The sequence below is a fragment of the Acinetobacter sp. UC24323 genome (genome assembly GCF_024151445.1).
In the GTDB taxonomy this organism is placed as follows: Bacteria; Pseudomonadota; Gammaproteobacteria; order Pseudomonadales; family Moraxellaceae; genus Acinetobacter; species Acinetobacter baumannii.
Window position 1 is genome coordinate 40776 of record NZ_JAHIBY010000011.1, and the last position, 18694, is coordinate 59469.

General features: G+C 39.0%; 16 protein-coding genes. 5 read left to right on the plus strand and 11 right to left on the minus strand.

Features of this window, described 5'->3' with window-relative positions; genetic code table 11:
* Nucleotides 1-23: 23 nt before the first annotated feature.
* From dnaB to ppsA, 11 genes are all read right to left on the minus strand, one after another.
* Nucleotides 24-1469 (minus strand): replicative DNA helicase, encoded by a 1446-nt coding sequence (gene dnaB / locus KNQ97_RS14855; RefSeq protein ID WP_000075891.1) that lies wholly within the window; start codon nucleotides 1467-1469, stop codon nucleotides 24-26.
* A 200-nt stretch (nucleotides 1470-1669) separates the two neighbouring features.
* Nucleotides 1670-2116: a 50S ribosomal protein L9 gene (gene rplI, locus KNQ97_RS14860; RefSeq protein WP_000382591.1), complete on the minus strand. Its 447-nt coding sequence runs from the start codon at nucleotides 2114-2116 to the stop codon at nucleotides 1670-1672.
* Between the two features lie 8 nt (nucleotides 2117-2124).
* Nucleotides 2125-2352, minus strand: coding sequence for a 30S ribosomal protein S18 (gene rpsR, locus KNQ97_RS14865; RefSeq protein ID WP_000090661.1), 228 nt, complete (start codon nucleotides 2350-2352; stop codon nucleotides 2125-2127).
* Between the two features lie 11 nt (nucleotides 2353-2363).
* Complete coding sequence (gene rpsF / locus KNQ97_RS14870; protein WP_001216679.1) at nucleotides 2364-2747, minus strand: 30S ribosomal protein S6; 384 nt, start codon at nucleotides 2745-2747, stop codon at nucleotides 2364-2366.
* 184 nt (nucleotides 2748-2931) lie between these two features.
* Complete coding sequence (gene cyoE, locus KNQ97_RS14875) at nucleotides 2932-3810, minus strand: heme o synthase (protein ID WP_253612406.1); 879 nt, start codon at nucleotides 3808-3810, stop codon at nucleotides 2932-2934.
* Nucleotides 3811-3820: 10 nt separating this feature from the next.
* A complete protein-coding gene (locus KNQ97_RS14880) occupies nucleotides 3821-4150 on the minus strand; it encodes a cytochrome o ubiquinol oxidase subunit IV (RefSeq protein WP_000094534.1) in 330 nt (109 codons plus the stop codon).
* Nucleotides 4150-4770 (minus strand): cytochrome o ubiquinol oxidase subunit III, encoded by a 621-nt coding sequence (gene cyoC, locus KNQ97_RS14885; protein ID WP_000852577.1) that lies wholly within the window; start codon nucleotides 4768-4770, stop codon nucleotides 4150-4152. The genes KNQ97_RS14880 and cyoC overlap by 1 nt, the downstream gene beginning before the upstream one ends.
* A gap of 4 nt (nucleotides 4771-4774) precedes the next feature.
* On the minus strand, nucleotides 4775-6766 hold the full coding sequence (gene cyoB / locus KNQ97_RS14890) for a cytochrome o ubiquinol oxidase subunit I (protein WP_000367186.1): 1992 nt from the start codon (nucleotides 6764-6766) through the stop codon (nucleotides 4775-4777).
* Nucleotides 6767-6769: 3 nt separating this feature from the next.
* Nucleotides 6770-7822 carry a ubiquinol oxidase subunit II gene (gene cyoA, locus KNQ97_RS14895; RefSeq protein WP_001250044.1) on the minus strand — a complete coding sequence of 351 codons (1053 nt, stop codon included), beginning with the start codon at nucleotides 7820-7822 and terminating at the stop codon, nucleotides 6770-6772.
* Between the two features lie 316 nt (nucleotides 7823-8138).
* A complete protein-coding gene (locus tag KNQ97_RS14900; RefSeq protein ID WP_001167811.1) occupies nucleotides 8139-8894 on the minus strand; it encodes an RDD family protein in 756 nt (251 codons plus the stop codon).
* Between the two features lie 64 nt (nucleotides 8895-8958).
* Complete coding sequence (gene ppsA, locus KNQ97_RS14905) at nucleotides 8959-11346, minus strand: phosphoenolpyruvate synthase (RefSeq protein WP_000853480.1); 2388 nt, start codon at nucleotides 11344-11346, stop codon at nucleotides 8959-8961.
* A 146-nt stretch (nucleotides 11347-11492) separates the two neighbouring features.
* Between ppsA and KNQ97_RS14910 the strand changes: the two genes are divergently transcribed.
* The 5 genes from KNQ97_RS14910 (at nucleotide 11493) to pgaD (ending at nucleotide 18690) form a co-directional block, all read left to right on the plus strand.
* Nucleotides 11493-12329: a pyruvate, water dikinase regulatory protein gene (locus KNQ97_RS14910; RefSeq protein WP_000004354.1), complete on the plus strand. Its 837-nt coding sequence runs from the start codon at nucleotides 11493-11495 to the stop codon at nucleotides 12327-12329.
* A gap of 385 nt (nucleotides 12330-12714) precedes the next feature.
* A complete protein-coding gene (gene pgaA / locus KNQ97_RS14915; RefSeq protein ID WP_253612407.1) occupies nucleotides 12715-15153 on the plus strand; it encodes a poly-beta-1,6 N-acetyl-D-glucosamine exporter porin PgaA in 2439 nt (812 codons plus the stop codon).
* Nucleotides 15153-16982 (plus strand): poly-beta-1,6-N-acetyl-D-glucosamine N-deacetylase PgaB, encoded by a 1830-nt coding sequence (gene pgaB / locus KNQ97_RS14920; RefSeq protein WP_253612408.1) that lies wholly within the window; start codon nucleotides 15153-15155, stop codon nucleotides 16980-16982. Before pgaA ends, pgaB begins: the two co-directional genes overlap by 1 nt.
* On the plus strand, nucleotides 16982-18229 hold the full coding sequence (pgaC, locus tag KNQ97_RS14925; RefSeq protein WP_031993118.1) for a poly-beta-1,6-N-acetyl-D-glucosamine synthase: 1248 nt from the start codon (nucleotides 16982-16984) through the stop codon (nucleotides 18227-18229). Before pgaB ends, pgaC begins: the two co-directional genes overlap by 1 nt.
* On the plus strand, nucleotides 18226-18690 hold the full coding sequence (pgaD, locus tag KNQ97_RS14930; RefSeq protein ID WP_000786881.1) for a poly-beta-1,6-N-acetyl-D-glucosamine biosynthesis protein PgaD: 465 nt from the start codon (nucleotides 18226-18228) through the stop codon (nucleotides 18688-18690). The genes pgaC and pgaD overlap by 4 nt, the downstream gene beginning before the upstream one ends.
* Nucleotides 18691-18694: the final 4 nt, after the last annotated feature.

The window sequence follows — 18694 nt, forward strand, 5'->3', positions numbered from 1 at the left end:
CTCCTTTGGGCTAGAGATAGAGTTTATTCTTCATCATCATATTGGCTGTAATACTCAGGAGAGAGATTACTAAAACGAGTATATTGGCCTTCAAAGGCAAGGCGAACGGTACCAATTGGACCATTACGCTGTTTACCGATGATAATTTCTGCGGTGCCTGCTTCTTTCGATTCTTTGTTATAGACTTCATCACGGTAAATAAACATGATTAAGTCGGCATCCTGCTCAATCGCACCAGATTCACGTAAGTCAGACATTACTGGACGTTTATTCGGTCGATTTTCCAGACTTCGGTTAAGCTGAGATAGTGCAATCACAGGACAGTTCATTTCTTTAGCTAAAGCTTTTAAGCTACGTGAAATTTCCGAGATCTCACCAACACGGTTGTCACCCATACCCGGAACTTTCATCAACTGTAAATAGTCGACCATGATACAGCCAATTTTACCATCATGCATTTTTGCGATACGTCTAGCTCGGGCACGAACTTCAGTAGGTGGTAGGGCAGAGGAGTCATCAATATACAAATGCATTTGTTGAAGTTGCAGAATGGTACCCGTTACTTTAGTCCATTCATCAGCATCCAAATTACCTGAACGTAAATGCCCTTGATGCACTTTACCCATAGCTGAAATTAGACGCATCGCAATTGAGTCTGCTGGCATCTCCATAGAGAAGACGAGAGCTGGGAGTTTATTGTATTGCAAAACACTTTCAACCAAGTTCATGGCAAAAGTAGTTTTACCCATAGACGGACGTGCTGCGACAATAATCAAATCACCCGGTTGCATACCAGAGGTTTTATTATCGAGCTCTAAGAAGCCAGTCGTTAAACCAGTAATATTTCCGTCTAATTTTGAAAGTTCATCAAGTTTACTAATTACATCGGCAGTTACAGAACTAATTGCTTTAGGTCCAGAATCTTTTTTATTGTTGTTATGTTGTTCTGCTAAAGAGAAAATACTCGTTTCGGCTAAATCTAAAATTTCACTTACACCTCGACCTTTTGTGTCGTAAGCATTTTGTAAAATTTCAGTACTTACCTTAATCATACTGCGTAGTGTAGAAAATTCTTTAATTTTAGTCGCATAAGTTTCAAGATTATAGAAACTCGAAGGTGAGTCAGCCATAAGCTGCATCAAATATTCTTCACCGCCAATCGCATCGAGTAAGTTTTGTTTTAAAAGCCAGTCGTTGACCAAAACCGCATCATACGGTGAGTTTTCCTGTGCTAATTTTTCAATTGCACGATAAATATATTTATGGCGAGTGGCATAAAAATCATTTTCTTTGAGTAAGTCACTGACTTGTTCAAAAGATTCAGCAACGGTCATCAGCGCAGCAAGTACAGCTTGCTCAATGGCTAAATTGTGTGGGGGAGTGCGAAACTCTTTAAGTTGGCCTGATTCACTCGTCTTATTTTCTGTTGGAGATGAAAGGGTTAAAGAAGTGGCATTCGCCTGAGACATAATTAGACCTGATGATAAAATGTGTACACAAAAAGGGTTTTAAGCCGAGAACTATCTTAAAACAAAACTAAATAAACTACCTAATTAAAAAACCAATTAAACTGAAGAACTGATCAGGAATTAATATATCTAATTTTATTGCTTAAATTTAAGAGATAAAAAAAGAGCATGCGTAAGCATGCTCTTTTTTTGATGAGAAATTACTCAGATACGATAGTAACGAGAACTTCTGCAACAACATCATGGTGCAATTGAATTGCGATGTTGAATTCACCAGTGTGACGAAGCGCACCGTTTGGTAAACGAACTTCTGCACGGTCAACTGTAAGACCAGCATTCGTTAACGCGTCAGCGATGTCACGAGTACCGATAGAACCGAAGAGTTTACCTTCGTCACCAGCTTTAGCAGTGATAACGATGTTAACTTCGTTCAATTGTTCAGCACGTGCTTGAGCAGCAGCTAATACTTCAGCTTCTTGCTTCTCAAGTTCAGCACGACGAGCTTCGAAAGCAGCAGTGTTAGCTTCAGTAGCTGCAACTGCTTTACCTTGAGGGATAAGGAAGTTACGGCCGTAACCAGCTTTAACTGATACTTTATCGCCTAATTTACCAAGGTTCTTAATGCGTTGTAATAAGATAACGTCCACAGATCACCTCACTTATGGTTGTCAGTGTACGGAATCAAAGACAAGTAGCGAGCTTGTTTGATAGCAAGCGCTAATTGACGTTGATAACGAGCTTTAGTACCAGTGATACGGCTAGGAACAATCTTGCCGTTTTCAGTGATGTACTGTTTTAAAGTATCGATATCTTTGTAGTCGATGTACGCAACATTCTCAGCTGTAAAGCGGCAGAACTTGCGACGACGGTAAAAACGTGCCATTGATGTTCTCCTTATTCAGCTTCTTGAGCAACTTGCTGTGCTTCTTCACGTTGAGCTTTACGCGCACGCTTTTCTTCAGCACTCTTAGCAAGCAATGACTCTTCAGTGATTGCGTGTTCACGACGGATGATAAGGTTACGAATGATCGCGTCGTTATAACGGAATAATTCTTCTAACTCATCAAGCGTAGATTGACCACATTCAACATTCATAAGAATGTAGTGCGCTTTGTGAATTTTGTTAATTGGGTAAGCCAATTGACGACGGCCCCAATCTTCTAAACGGTGAATTTGACCATCAGCTTCTTTGATCTGAGAGATATAGCGTTCAACCATACCTACAACTTGATCGCTTTGGTCTGGGTGTACCAAAAGTACGATTTCGTAATGACGCATTGTCAGCTCCTTACGGTTTAAACAGCCCCTAATAAAATTAGAAGCAAGGAGTCATAGCTAAAAATATAAATAGCTACGTCGCAAAAAATGCGAAGGCTGAATTATAGGTAAAAATTAGACTAAAAACAAATCTTTTGATGAGAAATATAAAAGTTATTTGAGAGAGGAGGAAATCCTCCCTTAATTAAAAGAGAGGAAGATTTGGAGCAGAGGATTGATAGGTAAAGCTAAAACTTAAACTTAGCAAAGTAATTAAGATTACTGAGTAAAGGAAAAAGCGTTTAGCCCAAAGTTGGTCGTTTTCAGCTTTAAATCCAATAATTGATAAATAAAACCAGTATGCGGTCAAAGCATTAAAGGTAATCAAGAAAAATACATTGGTGTAGCCAAAACAATATAACCCATTCAAAACAGCTGCAAATAACAGGATATAGATTACACATTCAATTTTCGTGCGATAAATGGAACGTGCTACAGGCAAGATAGGAATTCCCGCATTTTTGTAATCATCAAAACGATAAATTGCAATTGCCCAAGAGTGAGGCATTTGCCATAAAGCGTATGCTAAAAACAAAAGCAAGGCTGCCACATCAAATTGATGAGTTACTGCTGTATAACCAATAACAGGAGGGCTCGCTCCGGAGATACTACCAATGACGGTTTGGTGGATTGAGGTACGTTTAGTCCACAAACTATAAAAACCGACATAGACAATAAAACCAATCATTGCAAACAAAAATGCGTAACCATTTACACCAAACCACAAAATGCTAAAACCCATTACTCCGAGTACGAAAGCATATACAAGCGCAACAGTAGGAGAGATGGTTTTTTTAACAAGTGCACGGTTTTGAGTGCGCTGCATCTTTGTATCAATATCTTGATCTATAACATTATTAACCACACAACCTGAAGCAACAACTAATGTTGTTCCAATGAGAGTGAGCAATAATAATAAGATGTCTATAGAGCCTTGGGCGGCTAAGAAGAAGCCGCCCAAGGTGGTAATAAAATTACCGAAGAGAATTCCTGGTTTAGTCAGGAATAAATACTTTTTCAACATGACAATCAGTTTAGATCATCATATTGTAGTGAAGGTAATTCATAATCCACACAGAACCGATTAAAAGTACAGCGATACATAGGATTGTGTAGATAAATGCAATCATATTCCAACGTTGTTCAGATGATGTATTCATGTGTAAGAAGTACACAAGTTGTACAAGAACCTGAGCAACGGCAGTGATTGCAATCACTGTAACCAAAAGACCGCGGCTGAAACCACCCGCCATCACCATCCCGAATGGGATGATGGTAAGGATGACAGAAAGAATAAAGCCAACAGTGTATTGCTTAAAGTTACCGTGTGACGCACCAGCAGCATTATGCTCATGACTACTCATTAGAGAACTCCCAGTAAGTAAACGACGCTGAATACACAGATCCAAACGATGTCAAGGAAGTGCCAGAACAAGCTTAAGCAAGCAAGACGACGTGTATTCGGTAAAGTCAAACCTTTAGTTTTGATTTGATACATCAGTACCAACATCCACACTAAACCAGAAGTTACGTGGATACCGTGCGTACCTACCAAAGTAAAGAACGATGATAAGAAAGCACTGTGAGTTGGACCATGACCTTCTTCTACAAGGTGATGGAATTCATAGAGTTCCATCCCGATGAAGGTTGCACCAAAAAGGAATGTAATAAATAACCAAGTGATCACTTGATTTACATTCTTTTTATAAGATGCAAGTACCGCAAAACCGAAAGTCACCGATGAAATCAATAAGGCAAATGTTTCAGTTAACACGTAGCCTAATGATTCATGGAACAGGTCATATGCACTTGGAGTTCCTGGTGGAACATGACTGCTTAATACAGCGAACGCAATGAAGAGTGATCCGAAAAGAATCAAGTCACTCATCAAGTATGTCCAGAAACCAAAGACCGTTAAGTCAGTATCATCATGTTCATGATGACCATCATGGCCGTGGTTGTCGTGATGAAGTACTTCAGCCATTTCCTTAGTCCTTCTTCAAGTGTTTTTCAAGTAAAGCATAGCGTTCGTTTTCAATACGCTCAACTTCTGCAGCTGGAACATAGTAATCAACATTCTTAGTGAATGAGCTTACGATCAAGCTAACAACAGCTGCAACGAATGAAACAACAACGAGCCACCAAATATGCCAGATGAGTGCAAAGCCAAGAAGAGTAATGAACATTGCAATGACAAAACCAGCAGCACGATCAGTCGGCATGTGGATGTCTTCATATTTAGTATTACGTGCGTATGCTACACCGTTCTCTTTGTCAGTCCAGAAACGGTCAATACCGCTTGCATCTGGTTCATGAGCAAAGTTATAGAATGGAGCAGGGGAAGAAGTAGCCCATTCAAGTGTACGAGCATCCCATGGATCGCCTGTGTAGTCCATGTTTTGGTGACGTTGTAAGAAACCAACGATGATTTGCATTAAGAAACATGCAATACCAATCGCAACAAGAACAGCACCGAATAATGCAATCGCAAGGTATGGGTCCCATTCAGGGTTGTCATATGTATTCAAACGACGAGTCATACCCATGAAACCAAGGATATAAAGTGGCATGAATGCAAAATAGAAACCGAAGAACCAGAACCAGAATGCAGCTTTACCCCATGCTTCATTGAGCTTCCAACCAAACATTTTTGGCCAGTAGTAAATGATGCCGGCAAACATACCAAACACCACACCACCGATAATTACGTTATGGAAGTGAGCGATCAAGAATAATGAGTTGTGTACAAGGAAGTCCGCAGGTGGAACAGCCATAAGTACACCAGTTAAACCACCGATACCGAATGTTACAAGGAAGCCAAGCGTCCATAACATTGGAGTAGTAAAGGTGATGCGACCTTTATACATGGTGAATAACCAAGAGAAGATTTTCACACCAGTAGGAATCGCAATAACCATGGTCATGATACCGAAGAACGCGTTAACGTTCGCACCAGCACCCATGGTGAAGAAGTGGTGAAGCCATACAACAAATGCTAATACAGTAATTGCAATTGTCGCATATACCATAGACTTGTAACCGAACAACGCTTTACGAGAGAAGGTTGCAACGATTTCTGAGTATAAACCAAATGCTGGTAATACCAAGATATATACTTCAGGGTGACCCCATGTCCAGATCAAGTTCACATAAAGCATTGGGCTACCGCCAAGCTCATTTGTGAAGAAATGGAAACCGAAGTAACGGTCTAATGTAAGCATCGCAAGAGTACCTGTTAATACAGGGAAAGATGCAATGATTAATACAGCCGTACAAAGTGAAGTCCATGTGAAAATAGGCATATCCATCAATTTCATGCCAGGCGCACGCATTTTGATGATGGTAACGAAGAAGTTAACACCAGATAAAAGCGTACCTAGACCAGAAACCTGAAGTGCCCAGATATAGTAGTCAACACCTACACCAGGAGAATATTGAATACCAGACAGAGGAGGGTAAGCCATCCAACCAGTCGCAGCAAATTCACCTAATACAAGTGAAAGCATCATTAAACCAGCAGCACCAGCGAATAACCAGAAGCTTAAAGAGTTTAATAATGGGAAAGCAACGTCACGAGCACCGATCTGTAAAGGTACAGAGATGTTCATCATACCTACAACTAGACCCATTGCTACGAAGAAGATCATGATTACACCGTGTGCGGTGAAGATCTGGTCGTAATGGTCAGGATGTAAATAACCTTCACCACCGCCTTTAGCGAGGAAAAGTTGTAAACGCATCATGATCGCATCGGCGAAACCACGCAAAAGCATGACAACAGATACGATGATATACATGATACCAATCTTTTTATGGTCTACAGTTGTAAACCATTCTTTCCACAAATATCCCCATTTTTTGAAATAGGTGATACCGCCAAGCACAGCAATTGCACCAAGTGCCATAAAGACCATGGTGACAAGTACGATTGGCTCTGTCGGGATAGAGTCCCAACCCAATTTACCAAAAATCATATCCATGTCTTATTCCCCTTGAGCAGCGTGTTCAGCTGCAACATGAGTTTCTGCTGTTGTATGTGCAGCAGAGTGGTCAGCACCATGATAGTTACTCATATAGTGGTTGATAATTGTTTCAAACAATTTTGGTTCAACTGAAGAGTAATAAGTCACAGGGTGTGGCTTAGTCGGGAACGGTTTCATCGCTTCTGCTTTAGCAAGCGCTTCTTGGTCACCAGCAGCTTTAGCACGATTTACTAAATGCTCGATTTGGTGCTTAGAACGATCGCCATCACGTAAGGTTGCCAATTCAGCTTGGTCAAGCGTAGTTTTTTGAACTGCTTCTGGGTTAATGGTTGTACCATTACCTGCTTTAACAGCCGCTACCCATTCGTTGAATTGTTGCTCTGTAACGCTATGCGCTTTGAAACGCATTTGAGAGAAACCATAGCCTGAGTAGTTAGAAGAGAAACCACGATATACACCAGTTTCATTTGCTAACAAATGAAGGTGAGTTTGCATACCTGCCATTGCATAAATCTGACCGCCTAACTGTGGAATGAAGAATGAGTTCATCGTGAAGTTAGAAGTGATTTTGAAACTTAACGGAGTTTTCTCTGGGAAACGTACTTCGTTAACAGTCGCAATGTTTTGTTCAGGATAAATAAAAATCCACTTGAACTGTTCAGCAATAACCTGAATAGTTAAAGGTGCTTTATCTGATTCTAAAGGACGGTATGGGTCATACTTGTGGGAACCCCACCAAGTTAACCAAGCTAAAATACCAATAATAATGACAGGAATACCCCATACTACAACTTCAATTGCAGTTGAGTGTGCCCATGTAGGTTTATAGTCTGCATCTTTATTTGACGCACGATATTTCCAACCAAACCATAATGCCATGATGATTGAAGGAATCACCACAAGTAACATTAAATAGATCGCAGTCATCATAAGGTCACTTTGACCTTGACCAACTGGACCTTTAGAGTTTAGAAGTACCATATCACCACCACACCCAGTCAAAAGTGCGGCAAGCGTTGATAAAGACAATACAGCTAAAATCGTTTGTCTCATTTTACAACCTCGGTGAAGAGTCCCATTCCCTAATTAAATATGGGATAGCGATTAAAGTGTCGCATGATTGAGAACGCTAGTCTTAAAAATTAGACTTCTCAATGATGTGACACCGCTACGTTGTAGGGCATTATGCCTCATATCGACAAACTAAGCTACACATAAAGTCGTCTGAAATAATTGTTTTAAAACCCGATTTTTTTTGTAGGGTATCTAATTTCAACAGAGCTTTTATTTAAATATCAACTCTCTATGGAAAAAAAGGAGGCGAGGTGCCTCCTTTTTTTTAGACATTAAATGAATGAGTCATTTACTATCATTTGATCACTTTTGTTCTTGCAATTTTGTCATGTAGAGCTTGTCGCTTTTGTCCTAATGCAAAAGCATAGTCAATAATTGTACTAATAGGCATAAATAGTAAGTTTAATATAATGAAAACGACACTTCTTAGAAGGAAGATACGCGTTAAATTAACTTTACCATTGGTTTCGGCATCGACAATTCTAATTCCGACAATTTTTTTACCAATACTTTGCCCAAACTTGGTCAATAAAAATGCTTGAATAGCGAGCATTATCACGACATAAAGTAGCATTGTGTGCCAAGCTTCTATAGGAATAAGGGTAAAAAGCTGCTGTTGAAGTTCAGCTGCTTTAGTTGATGCAACTTCTGCAGATTGCATCTGTTTTTGTAACTCAAAAAGTTGTTTATATTGAGCTTCATTAAAGAAAAAAGACGGAATAGCTGCAATAGGTAGCCAAAGTAATAAGTCAATAATTTTCGCAAGAGCACGAGACGAAATTGAAGCAAGCTCGTGTGTTTTAGTTTCTACACGAATGTGCTGAATGGTCTCATTATAAGGCGTATTTGTATTTGCTGAAAAAGCAGAATAACCAGTAGGTTGATATACAAGTTTACCTTGGGTTAATTCTCCTAAAGCTTTCCATTCTGTCATGCCTTCATGCCAAGCTAAATCAGTAAGCAAAACTTGTTGACTTGCCAACATTTGATTTAGTTGTTCTAAGGTATAAGGCCCAGCTTGTTGATTATTACGTGCCAAGTAAATTTGCATAAGTAAAAATTCTCTATTCTAAAGATGAAAAAAGACCCACGGATGGGTCTTTTTTTATAACAAATTAGATTTGCTTGATTTTTTCTTCAGCAAGGAAGAACCATGTGTCTAAAACCGAGTCAGGGTTAAGAGATACTGATTCAATGCCTTGCTCCATTAACCATTTTGCAAGGTCAGGGTGGTCTGATGGTCCTTGACCACAGATACCGACATATTTACCCGCTTTACGACAAGCATGAATTGCCATAGAAAGGAGAGCTTTTACAGCAGCATCACGCTCATCGAACAAGTGAGAAACAATACCAGAGTCACGGTCAAGACCAAGTGTTAACTGAGTTAAGTCGTTAGAACCGATAGAGAAGCCATCGAAGTGTTCAAGGAATTGTTCAGCTAACAATGCATTAGTTGGTAATTCACACATCATGATGACTTTTAAGCCATTCTCACCACGCTTCAAGCCATTTTGAGCTAATAACTCAATAACGCGTTTCGCTTCAGACACTGTACGTACGAATGGGATCATGATTTGGATGTTAGTTAAACCCATTTCATCACGAACTTTTTTAAGTGCGCGGCATTCAAGCTCGAAACAGTCACGGAAATTATCCGAAACATAACGGCTTGCGCCACGGAAGCCAAGCATTGGGTTTTCTTCTTCTGGCTCGTATAACTTACCGCCAATAAGATTCGCATATTCATTTGACTTAAAGTCAGACATACGAACAATAACTGGTTTGTCAGCAAATGCTGCTGCAAGTGTAGCAATACCTTCAACTAGTTTTTCAACATAGAATTCTACAGGTGATGCATAACCAGCTGTACGGGTCATTACCGCAGCACGAGTTTCGCGAGGCAAGCTTTCAATGTTCAGAAGAGCTTTAGGGTGAACACCGATCATACGGTTAATAATGAACTCTAGACGAGCAAGTCCAATACCTTCGTTTGGAATTTGAGCAAAGTCAAAGGCACGGTCAGGGTTACCTACGTTCATCATGATTTTGAATGAAAGTTTAGGCATAGATTCGATAGAGTTACGTTGAACTTCAAAATCTAACGCGCCTTCGTAGATGAAACCAGTGTCGCCTTCAGCACAAGAAACAGTAACTTCTTGACCGTCAGTCAATACTTCAGTTGCGTTACCACAACCTACGATTGCTGGTACGCCAAGTTCACGGGCAATAATTGCAGCGTGACAAGTACGGCCACCACGGTTAGTAATGATGGCAGCAGCACGTTTCATTACTGGTTCCCAATCTGGGTCAGTCATGTCTGATACAAGTACGTCACCGTCTTGTACTTTGTCCATTTCTTTAATTGAGTTAACAATACGGACTTTACCGGAACCAATACGTTGACCGATTGAACGACCTTCACAAAGTACAGTACCTTTTTGCTTGAGTAGGTAGCGTTCCATTGTGCCGACATTTTGACGGCTCTTTACAGTTTCAGGACGAGCTTGAACAATATAGATTTGACCATCGTCACCATCTTTTGCCCACTCGATATCCATTGGAGCGCCATAGTGCTTTTCGATAATAAGCGCTTGTTTCGCTAACTCTTGTAACTCGTGATCATTTAACGCGAATTGTTGACGTTCTTGTTTTTCAACGTCTACAACTACAACAGATTTACCCGCTGAACCTTCTTCACCATAAATCATTTTCTGGTGCTTAGAACCAAGGTTACGGCGTAATACCGCGTGTTTACCTGCATTTAATAATGGTTTAGAAAGATAGAATTCATCCGGGTTAACGGCACCTTGTACAACCATTTCACCTAAACCGTAAGATGCAGTAATAAATACAACATCACGGAAGCCAGACTCAGTATCAAGGGTAAACATTACGCCTGCAGCGCCAGTTTCAGAGCGAACCATACGTTGAACACCAGCAGAAAGCGCAACTAGACTGTGTTCAAAACCTTGGTGAACGCGATATGCAATAGCACGGTCATTAAATAATGATGCAAATACTTCTTTTACAGCAATTAATACGTTATCAATGCCGCGAATATTCAAGAAAGTTTCTTGCTGACCGGCGAAAGAAGCATCCGGTAAGTCTTCTGCAGTAGCAGACGAACGAACAGCAACAGCAATATCTGGGTTACCATTTGAAAGTGCAGCAAATGCTTCACGAATTTCTTGTTCTAAGCCAGGTGTAAGTGGAGTCTCTACAATCCATTGACGAATTTTAGCACCAGTTTCTGCTAAGGCATTTACATCGTCAACGTTAAGCTCTGCAAGTTCTGCTTGAATTCGAGCGTTAAGACCGCTTTGGTCTAAGAACTCACGATAGGCATCAGCAGTTGTTGCAAAACCACCAGGTACCGATACACCAGCATTTGATAAATGGCTGATCATTTCACCCAAAGATGAGTTTTTCCCACCTACGAGTTCGACATCGTGTTTCCCTAATTTTTCTAGACCGATTACGCGCGCTTCCAAAGTTTTCACTCCACTTTTGCAGTATTAATGTCTATCTTGGCATGAAATTAAAAAATAAAGTGCTTAGTTGAGAATTTTACTAAGCGACAGTCATGTAAGATCAGTTTACTATAAAGATTATATAGCACTAAGACAAATGTTTAAGGAGAATTTTAATGTCAGAAAGTAAACAATTTAAGCGGAGTGTTTTTTTTATTTCTGATGGAACTGCGATTACTGCCGAGACCCTTGGACATTCGTTATTAGCTCAATTTCCTAACGTAGATTTTGATATTCACATCATGCCTTACATCACCACTGAAGAGGCCGCAATGGCAGTGGTGGTCGAGATTAATAAGTGTCAGACCAGAGATGGTTGCCTGCCATTAGTATTTGATACTTTGGTCGATCCGCATGTGCGAGAAATTATTAATACGGCTAAAGCGGTTAATCTGGATGTGTTTGAAGGGTTAATTAGTAAGCTGGAACAGGAGCTTGGAACCCCGCCTACAACTTTAGTAGGGCAGACTCATGCCGTGACCGATTCGGAGTATTACAAAGCCCGGATTGATGCTGTTCATTTTGCGCTTGATAATGATGATGGAGCACGTACCCGCCATTATGACAAAGCTGATTTAATTTTAATTGGCGTGTCTCGTTCCGGTAAAACACCGACTTCTATTTATCTATCTTTGCAATTTGGTATCCGTGTTGCTAACTATCCTTTAACCGAAGAAGATTTAGACGATAATCGTTTACCGGCAGTCTTAAGAGAGCACCGCAGTAAATTATTTGGTTTGATGATTGATGCAGAGCGCTTGGTTGCCATTCGAAGTGAACGTAAAGCGAATAGCCGATATGCAAGTTTTAGCCAGTGTCAGATGGAGTTGCGAGCTATTGAAGGTATTTATATTTCTGAGGGAATTAAATACTTAAATGTTACCGAAATGTCGATTGAAGAAATTTCTACTCGTATTTTACAAATGACAGGTTTAAAACGTCGTATTGGTTAATTAAGTCAATTATTTATTTTAACCATTCAATTTAAAATTTATTAATATGATTAAATTGAATGGTTTTAAATATAAAACAAATTAAAAATAAAAGTTTTAAATATAAAACTGTTTATATAAAAATGTTTTTGATTGGTTAATGTTAGGTATGTTTTGTGCAAATTAAATATATTCAAAAAGAATAATTTTGAAAAGAAATGTATATAAAAGAATAATCTATATTTTTATAAATGTTTGTTTTTAGGTGGCTTTTAAAAAAACAAATACTTTTTTTCTCCATATTTATTATTTGTGATTAAAGTTGCTAGTTATTTGATTATTGTGATGTATGTCACATTTTTAACTATACTTTCCCATCTCGATATGGGACTATTCGATTCTCAAAATGCTAAAGAAATGTGTTTTTTCATTGGTCTATCTCTTGCCAATTCATTTATACGCTGCTCAGGTTGATGTATTGCGTGAGCAAGCTATTCAAAATTATAGAGCAGGACAAACTCAACAAGCTGTATCCCAACTAGATCAATTGCTAAATAAATACCCGCATGATCAAAAGCTGCTTGCTGATTATCTGTTTATTATGTCAAGTGAAAAAAGGGATCTTACGAATTTTTCACGGTTTTTGGTAAATATTAATTATGTAGACTTTCCAGAATATGCAAAGTTACCTTTAATTCAAAATTTCCGTGATTTTAAGCATTTTAAAACTGCAATTGAATGGTCAAATAAGTTCAATATTCAAAAGTCAGTTGATGGGTGTATTTTATTATCGGTTTTGTATGCTGAAGCTCAAGATGTGGCGAATGCTAAAGATCAGTTGTCGAAGATCGATATTAAAGGTTTAACTGCTGATCAGTTGGTACGGGTTGCATATGCTTATCGTTTAATAAATTTACCAGTAGATGCTTTAGCTACAGTTGAGCATGCTTATCAACAACAACCAAAATCCTCATCCGTTTTACAAGAATATGTTTACGATCTAATTGCTATTGGCTCATATAAGAAGGCACAGCAATTGCTGCAAGCGAGCGAAAAAACTGAAAAAACAGTGCAAATGCTGCAGACTTTACAAGTTAGTGAGTTTTCTCAACATATCAACAATGCAATTGCTCGATATAAATATTTAAATCGCGAAGGTCTATCCGATGCCGAAAGCTTTGCTGAATTAGATAAAGTGCTGGAGCAAGGACAAAAAATGCATCAGCAAATGAATCCTTCCGATCCTAATTACTTACGGTTTTATTACGATTATTTATATGGATTAGATTTTAGAGGGCGTTCAAAAGCGGTTATAGAGAGTTTCACCCAGTTGAATATTCCACTCGAAAAATTACCGGCATATGTACGTCATGCAATTGCGGATAGTTATTTGGCGGAGCAAAAACCGAAACAGGCCGAGTTTGCTTATAAAACGCTTTTAAGTGAAAAGAATTATCCGGATATGACCGTTTATACGGGACTGTATTATTCTTATATTGAACAAGAAAAATATAAGGAAGCTGAACAACTTCTCGCTGAAGTTGATCAGCTTATTCCGACTTATAAATATAGTCAGGCTAAGGGTGTAGATAAAACCAGTCATCCTGATCGTGATGATTATATTGCTTTACAAGGAATGCATTTAGCCTACGCTAATCATCTGGATCAAGCTGAAAAGCATTTTCAAAAAAAAGTAGAGCAGGCGCCTGCGAATGAGAGCCTGATTAATAATCTTGCGCGTGTAGAACGTTGGAGAGAAAAACCGCTAGAGGCAAAAAAAACAATTTCTCGGTTAAATGGTATAGATCCGATTGCTAAAGACACCCGCATTAATGAAATGCAAAATGCTCAAGCTTTAGGTGATATTCCGACATGGCGAAAAACCACACAAAACTTAGTGCAATATTACCCTGATGATAGTGGGGTCATTAAAAGTCGAAAAGAATTAGAAGATCGTAATAAAGCCACAATTTCACACTCAACTACTTGGGGCCAAAGTAAAGCCGACAGTCACGATACTGTAAGTGGGCAGAATGGTTTAAAAGACCGTGAAATGGAAACGCGTCTTAATAGCCCTTGGATTAAGGATAATTATCGTTTATTCGCTTGGCATCAAGATCGTTATGGGGAGTACCGTTTTGGCGATGTGCATGACCAGCGTTATGGGATCGGAGCAGAATGGCAGGCGAACCGTAAGGCGTTGGCGGCAATTGTGTCGCAAAGTACGGATGGTGGGCAAGCAGGAGTCCGTCTTGATTGGTCCCAATGGCTAAATGACCATTGGCAGTATCAATTGCAATATAACAGTCAGGCTGACATTCCTTTACAAGCCCTTGATGCAGGGGAAGATGGTCAATCTTACCGAGCTGCTGTTACATGGCAAAAAGATGAATCTCGCCAGATTGGCGCGAGTTACGGTTTAACTGATATTAGTGATGGTAACAAACAACAAGAATTTTCAACATTTTGGCGTGAAAGGCTATTCGACGCACCTCATCATATTACTTATGGCACTGTTCGAGGTTTCTACGGTACTAACAGCCAAGATCAAACAGCTTATTTTAGTCCAAGTTCACATTACAGCGCTGAGTTGAACTTAAGTCATGACTGGGTGACTTGGCGTGAATATGAGCGTTCATTTAAGCAGCATTTTGAAGCGGGTGTAGGCCTTTATAAACAGGCCGATTACTCTGCTAAACCTACTTACTCTTTGCAATATCAACATCAATGGCAGCTATCACGGACATGGCAGCTCAATTATGGAATTGGTTGGCAATACCATCCTTACGATGGACATGATGAACAACATACCTACGGTATTTTTGGATTTGAAGGGCGTTTTTAATGAATAATTTATTGTCGAAAATGTTGGGCTGTGCCTTGGTCTCAACATTGTTGCCTCTGCAATTTGCATATGCCCAGATAGAAAAAGATTTACCAAAAAATCATACGGTTTCTTTAACCTTTCATGATGTCAGGGATGATGTCTTAAAAGAAGGGGATCGGGATATTTATGCAATCCAAACGAAAAATTTAGCACAGTTCTTTGACTGGTTAAGTCAATCTGACTGGAAACCAATTCGCTTAAAAGATATTGAAGAAGCGCGTAAACAAGGTAAGGAATTACCTCATAATTCTATTCTATTAACTTTCGATGATGGCGCTTTAAGTAGTTATAGCCGTGTATTTCCATTACTTAAGCAATATCAGATTCCGGCAGTATTTGCACTTCCGACCAGTTGGCTAAATGGGAATACACAAGCTGGCTATGAAGCTTATGGACAAGGAAATCTAGTCAATTGGAAGCAAGTGCGAGAAATGCAAGCTTCGGGCTTAGCCGAGTTTGCAAGTCATAGTGATGATTTGCACCATGGAGTATTGGCTAATCCCCAAGGGAATGAACAGCCTGCTGCGACTTCTTACGCGTATTTAAAATCACAAAAGCGTTATGAAACGGATGTGGAATATCAACAACGTATTTTGCAGGACTTAAAAAAATCATACGCCGTTTTAAAGAAAGAAGTGGGTGTTGAACCTAAAGCAATTATTTGGCCTTATGGTGCTGTGAATGAGCAATTAGAAAAATTGTCTCAAGAAGCAGGCTTTATTTTTTCTTTCAGTTTAGGGCGTGATGGAATGAATAGAGTGAGTGACTCGACTTTTAAACGTAGTTTAGTCACTAATAATCCTACAGCTGAGCAGTTAACAGAGGGTATGATCAATATTCTCAACTTTGAAGAATTAGATTTATTTAAGCAACCTCGCCACTTTGTGAGTATGGACTTAAAACAATTAACTGCTTCAACTAATACTCAGTCAGATGAGAAACTAGGGTTATTGTTATCTAAGCTTTATAGCTTAAAAAATAACACATTGATATTGAAACCTTTAGATGATCAAGATGGCGATGGGCAGTATGACATTGCTTATTTCCCAACAACTCAACTAAGCGTTCAGCAAGATATTTTGAACCGAACTTTATGGCAGGCACAAACTCGTGCCGGACAGTCGGTTATTTTAGAGTTGCCTGTATATCCTCAAAAAAATAAACCGTTTTTGGTGGCAGATTTAGCGAAGGATATCGCACGTTTCAATAGTAATTTAAGTGGTATTCAACTTAATGCTGGAACCACTTTAAATTGTGCTATGCAAAGCACAACAATAAAAGAAAATGCCTGTGCTAACCAATTAAAACAGCTTACATATGTGAGCCAGCTTACTCAAAAGGCTGTGAAGCATTATTTAAACATGAGTAATCAGGCTCAGTTTAGTTTATTGCTTACACCTGATTTTGAACATATTGAAAATTTACCAACGCTTTTAAAAACGCTGTTATCCCAACATGATTTAGTAAATCTTAAGTTCAATATAGTGGGTAAGCAAAAACAGTTTAATCACGTATTAGCAATTTTAAATACGCTTGATTCGAAATATAAACAGCGCATTATGCTGACTTTATCATTACCCGAAAATAGTCAGCAAAATGCCTGGCAAGAAGTGAAACAAGGTCTTTTCAATATTCAGCGCATAGGTATTCAGAAATTTGGGGTTGATGGCTATACCAATGAAAACTCAAAAAATATTCATGAATATTTATATAACCCGATTAGTTTAAATTCGAGTTCGGTCATGTATCAGCCCTTTGCAGGTCTCGCGACTGAGGGGAAAAAGTAATGAAAGTATTACTCGATATTTTATTTGCTTTTGCCTTTTTATATCCGTTGTTGATGGCTTGGACATGGATGGTAGGAGGTCTCTGGTTTTTCTTTAAAAGGGAATATCATGAGCAGCAACTGCCTGAGCCATCAAGTGAAGGGTGCAGTATTATTATTCCTTGCTTTAATGAAGAAGCTCAGGTCCGACAAACGATTCGTTATGCCTTACAGACAAAATATCCGAATTTTGAAGTCATTGCTGTAAATGACGGAAGTAGTGACAGCACTGCAGAAATTCTTGATGAACTGGCAGCTCAAGATGTCCGATTAAGAGTTGTGCACCTGGCAGAAAACCAAGGTAAGGCCGTAGCTTTAAGATCGGGAGTGTTAGTAAGTAAATACGAATATCTAGTTTGTATTGACGGAGATGCTTTATTACATCCTCATGCAGTACTTTGGCTTATGCAGCCTTTTTTAAATTTTCCAAGAATTGGTGCTGTAACTGGTAATCCTAGGATTTTAAATCGCTCAAGTATTTTAGGTAAATTACAAGTTGGCGAGTTCTCTTCAATTATTGGCTTGATTAAGCGCGCACAAAGAACATATGGCCGTATTTTTACAGTATCAGGCGTAATTGCAGCTTTTAGAAAGACCGCTTTGGTTCGCGTGGGCTTTTGGTCTGATGACAAAATTACGGAAGATATTGATATCTCTTGGAAGCTCCAAATGGACCATTGGGACATTCAATATATTCCTCAAGCACTTTGTTATATCTATATGCCGGAAACCTTTAAAGGCCTTTGGAAACAGCGTTTACGCTGGGCACAAGGTGGGGTAGAGGTATTATTAGAATATATTCCGAAAATGTTCAAACTGCGCTTGCGCCGTATGTGGCCGGTAATGCTCGAAGCTTTAGTCAGCATTATTTGGTCATATGTGATGATTATGATTTTTATTCTATTTTTTGTGGGATTGTTTGTGGATTTACCGCAACAATTTCAAATTAATTCACTCATGCCGCAGTGGTATGGCGTGATATTAGGTGGAACATGTCTTGTCCAATTTCTAGTAAGTTTATGGATAGACCATCGTTATGATCGTGGTCGGCTTTTTAGAAATTATTTTTGGGTAATTTGGTATCCATTATTTTTCTGGTTACTGACGTTATTTACCAGTGTTGTTGCAGTACCCAAAACTATATTTAACACCAAAAAACGTGCTCGTTGGGTAAGCCCTGATCGAGGCTTCCGTGGAGATCACTCATGAAAAATGATACAAATATCGACGTAGAAGTTTTAGATATACCTGAATATATTGATCAGCCTGAATATGTGAAAAATAAAACTGCAAACTATACGTTACAAACAATAGGTTGGTTTTGTTTAATGTGGCTGCTTTTTCCACTCGTTTCATTATTTTTATGGATTTTTGAAGGGCATCTCATCTATGACTATGTGTGGGTAGATCATGTTTCAGAAGTGAAAACTTTATTGCATTTACTTCTATTAATAGGTTTAAGCGCGCTCATTTTAATTTTATGGGCAAGTTATAACTGGCTTAGATTTCATGGGGATGATCGCCGCAGCAAAGCTCCGAATAGCTCTGTTGAGTTGCTGGCCTCACAATTTATGGTCAGTACCGAATCATTATCAGAATTACAAAAGTCTCAGCGCATCATCTTACATTATGATGAGCAGGGGTATTTAACTCGATATGATTTGAAATGAGTAA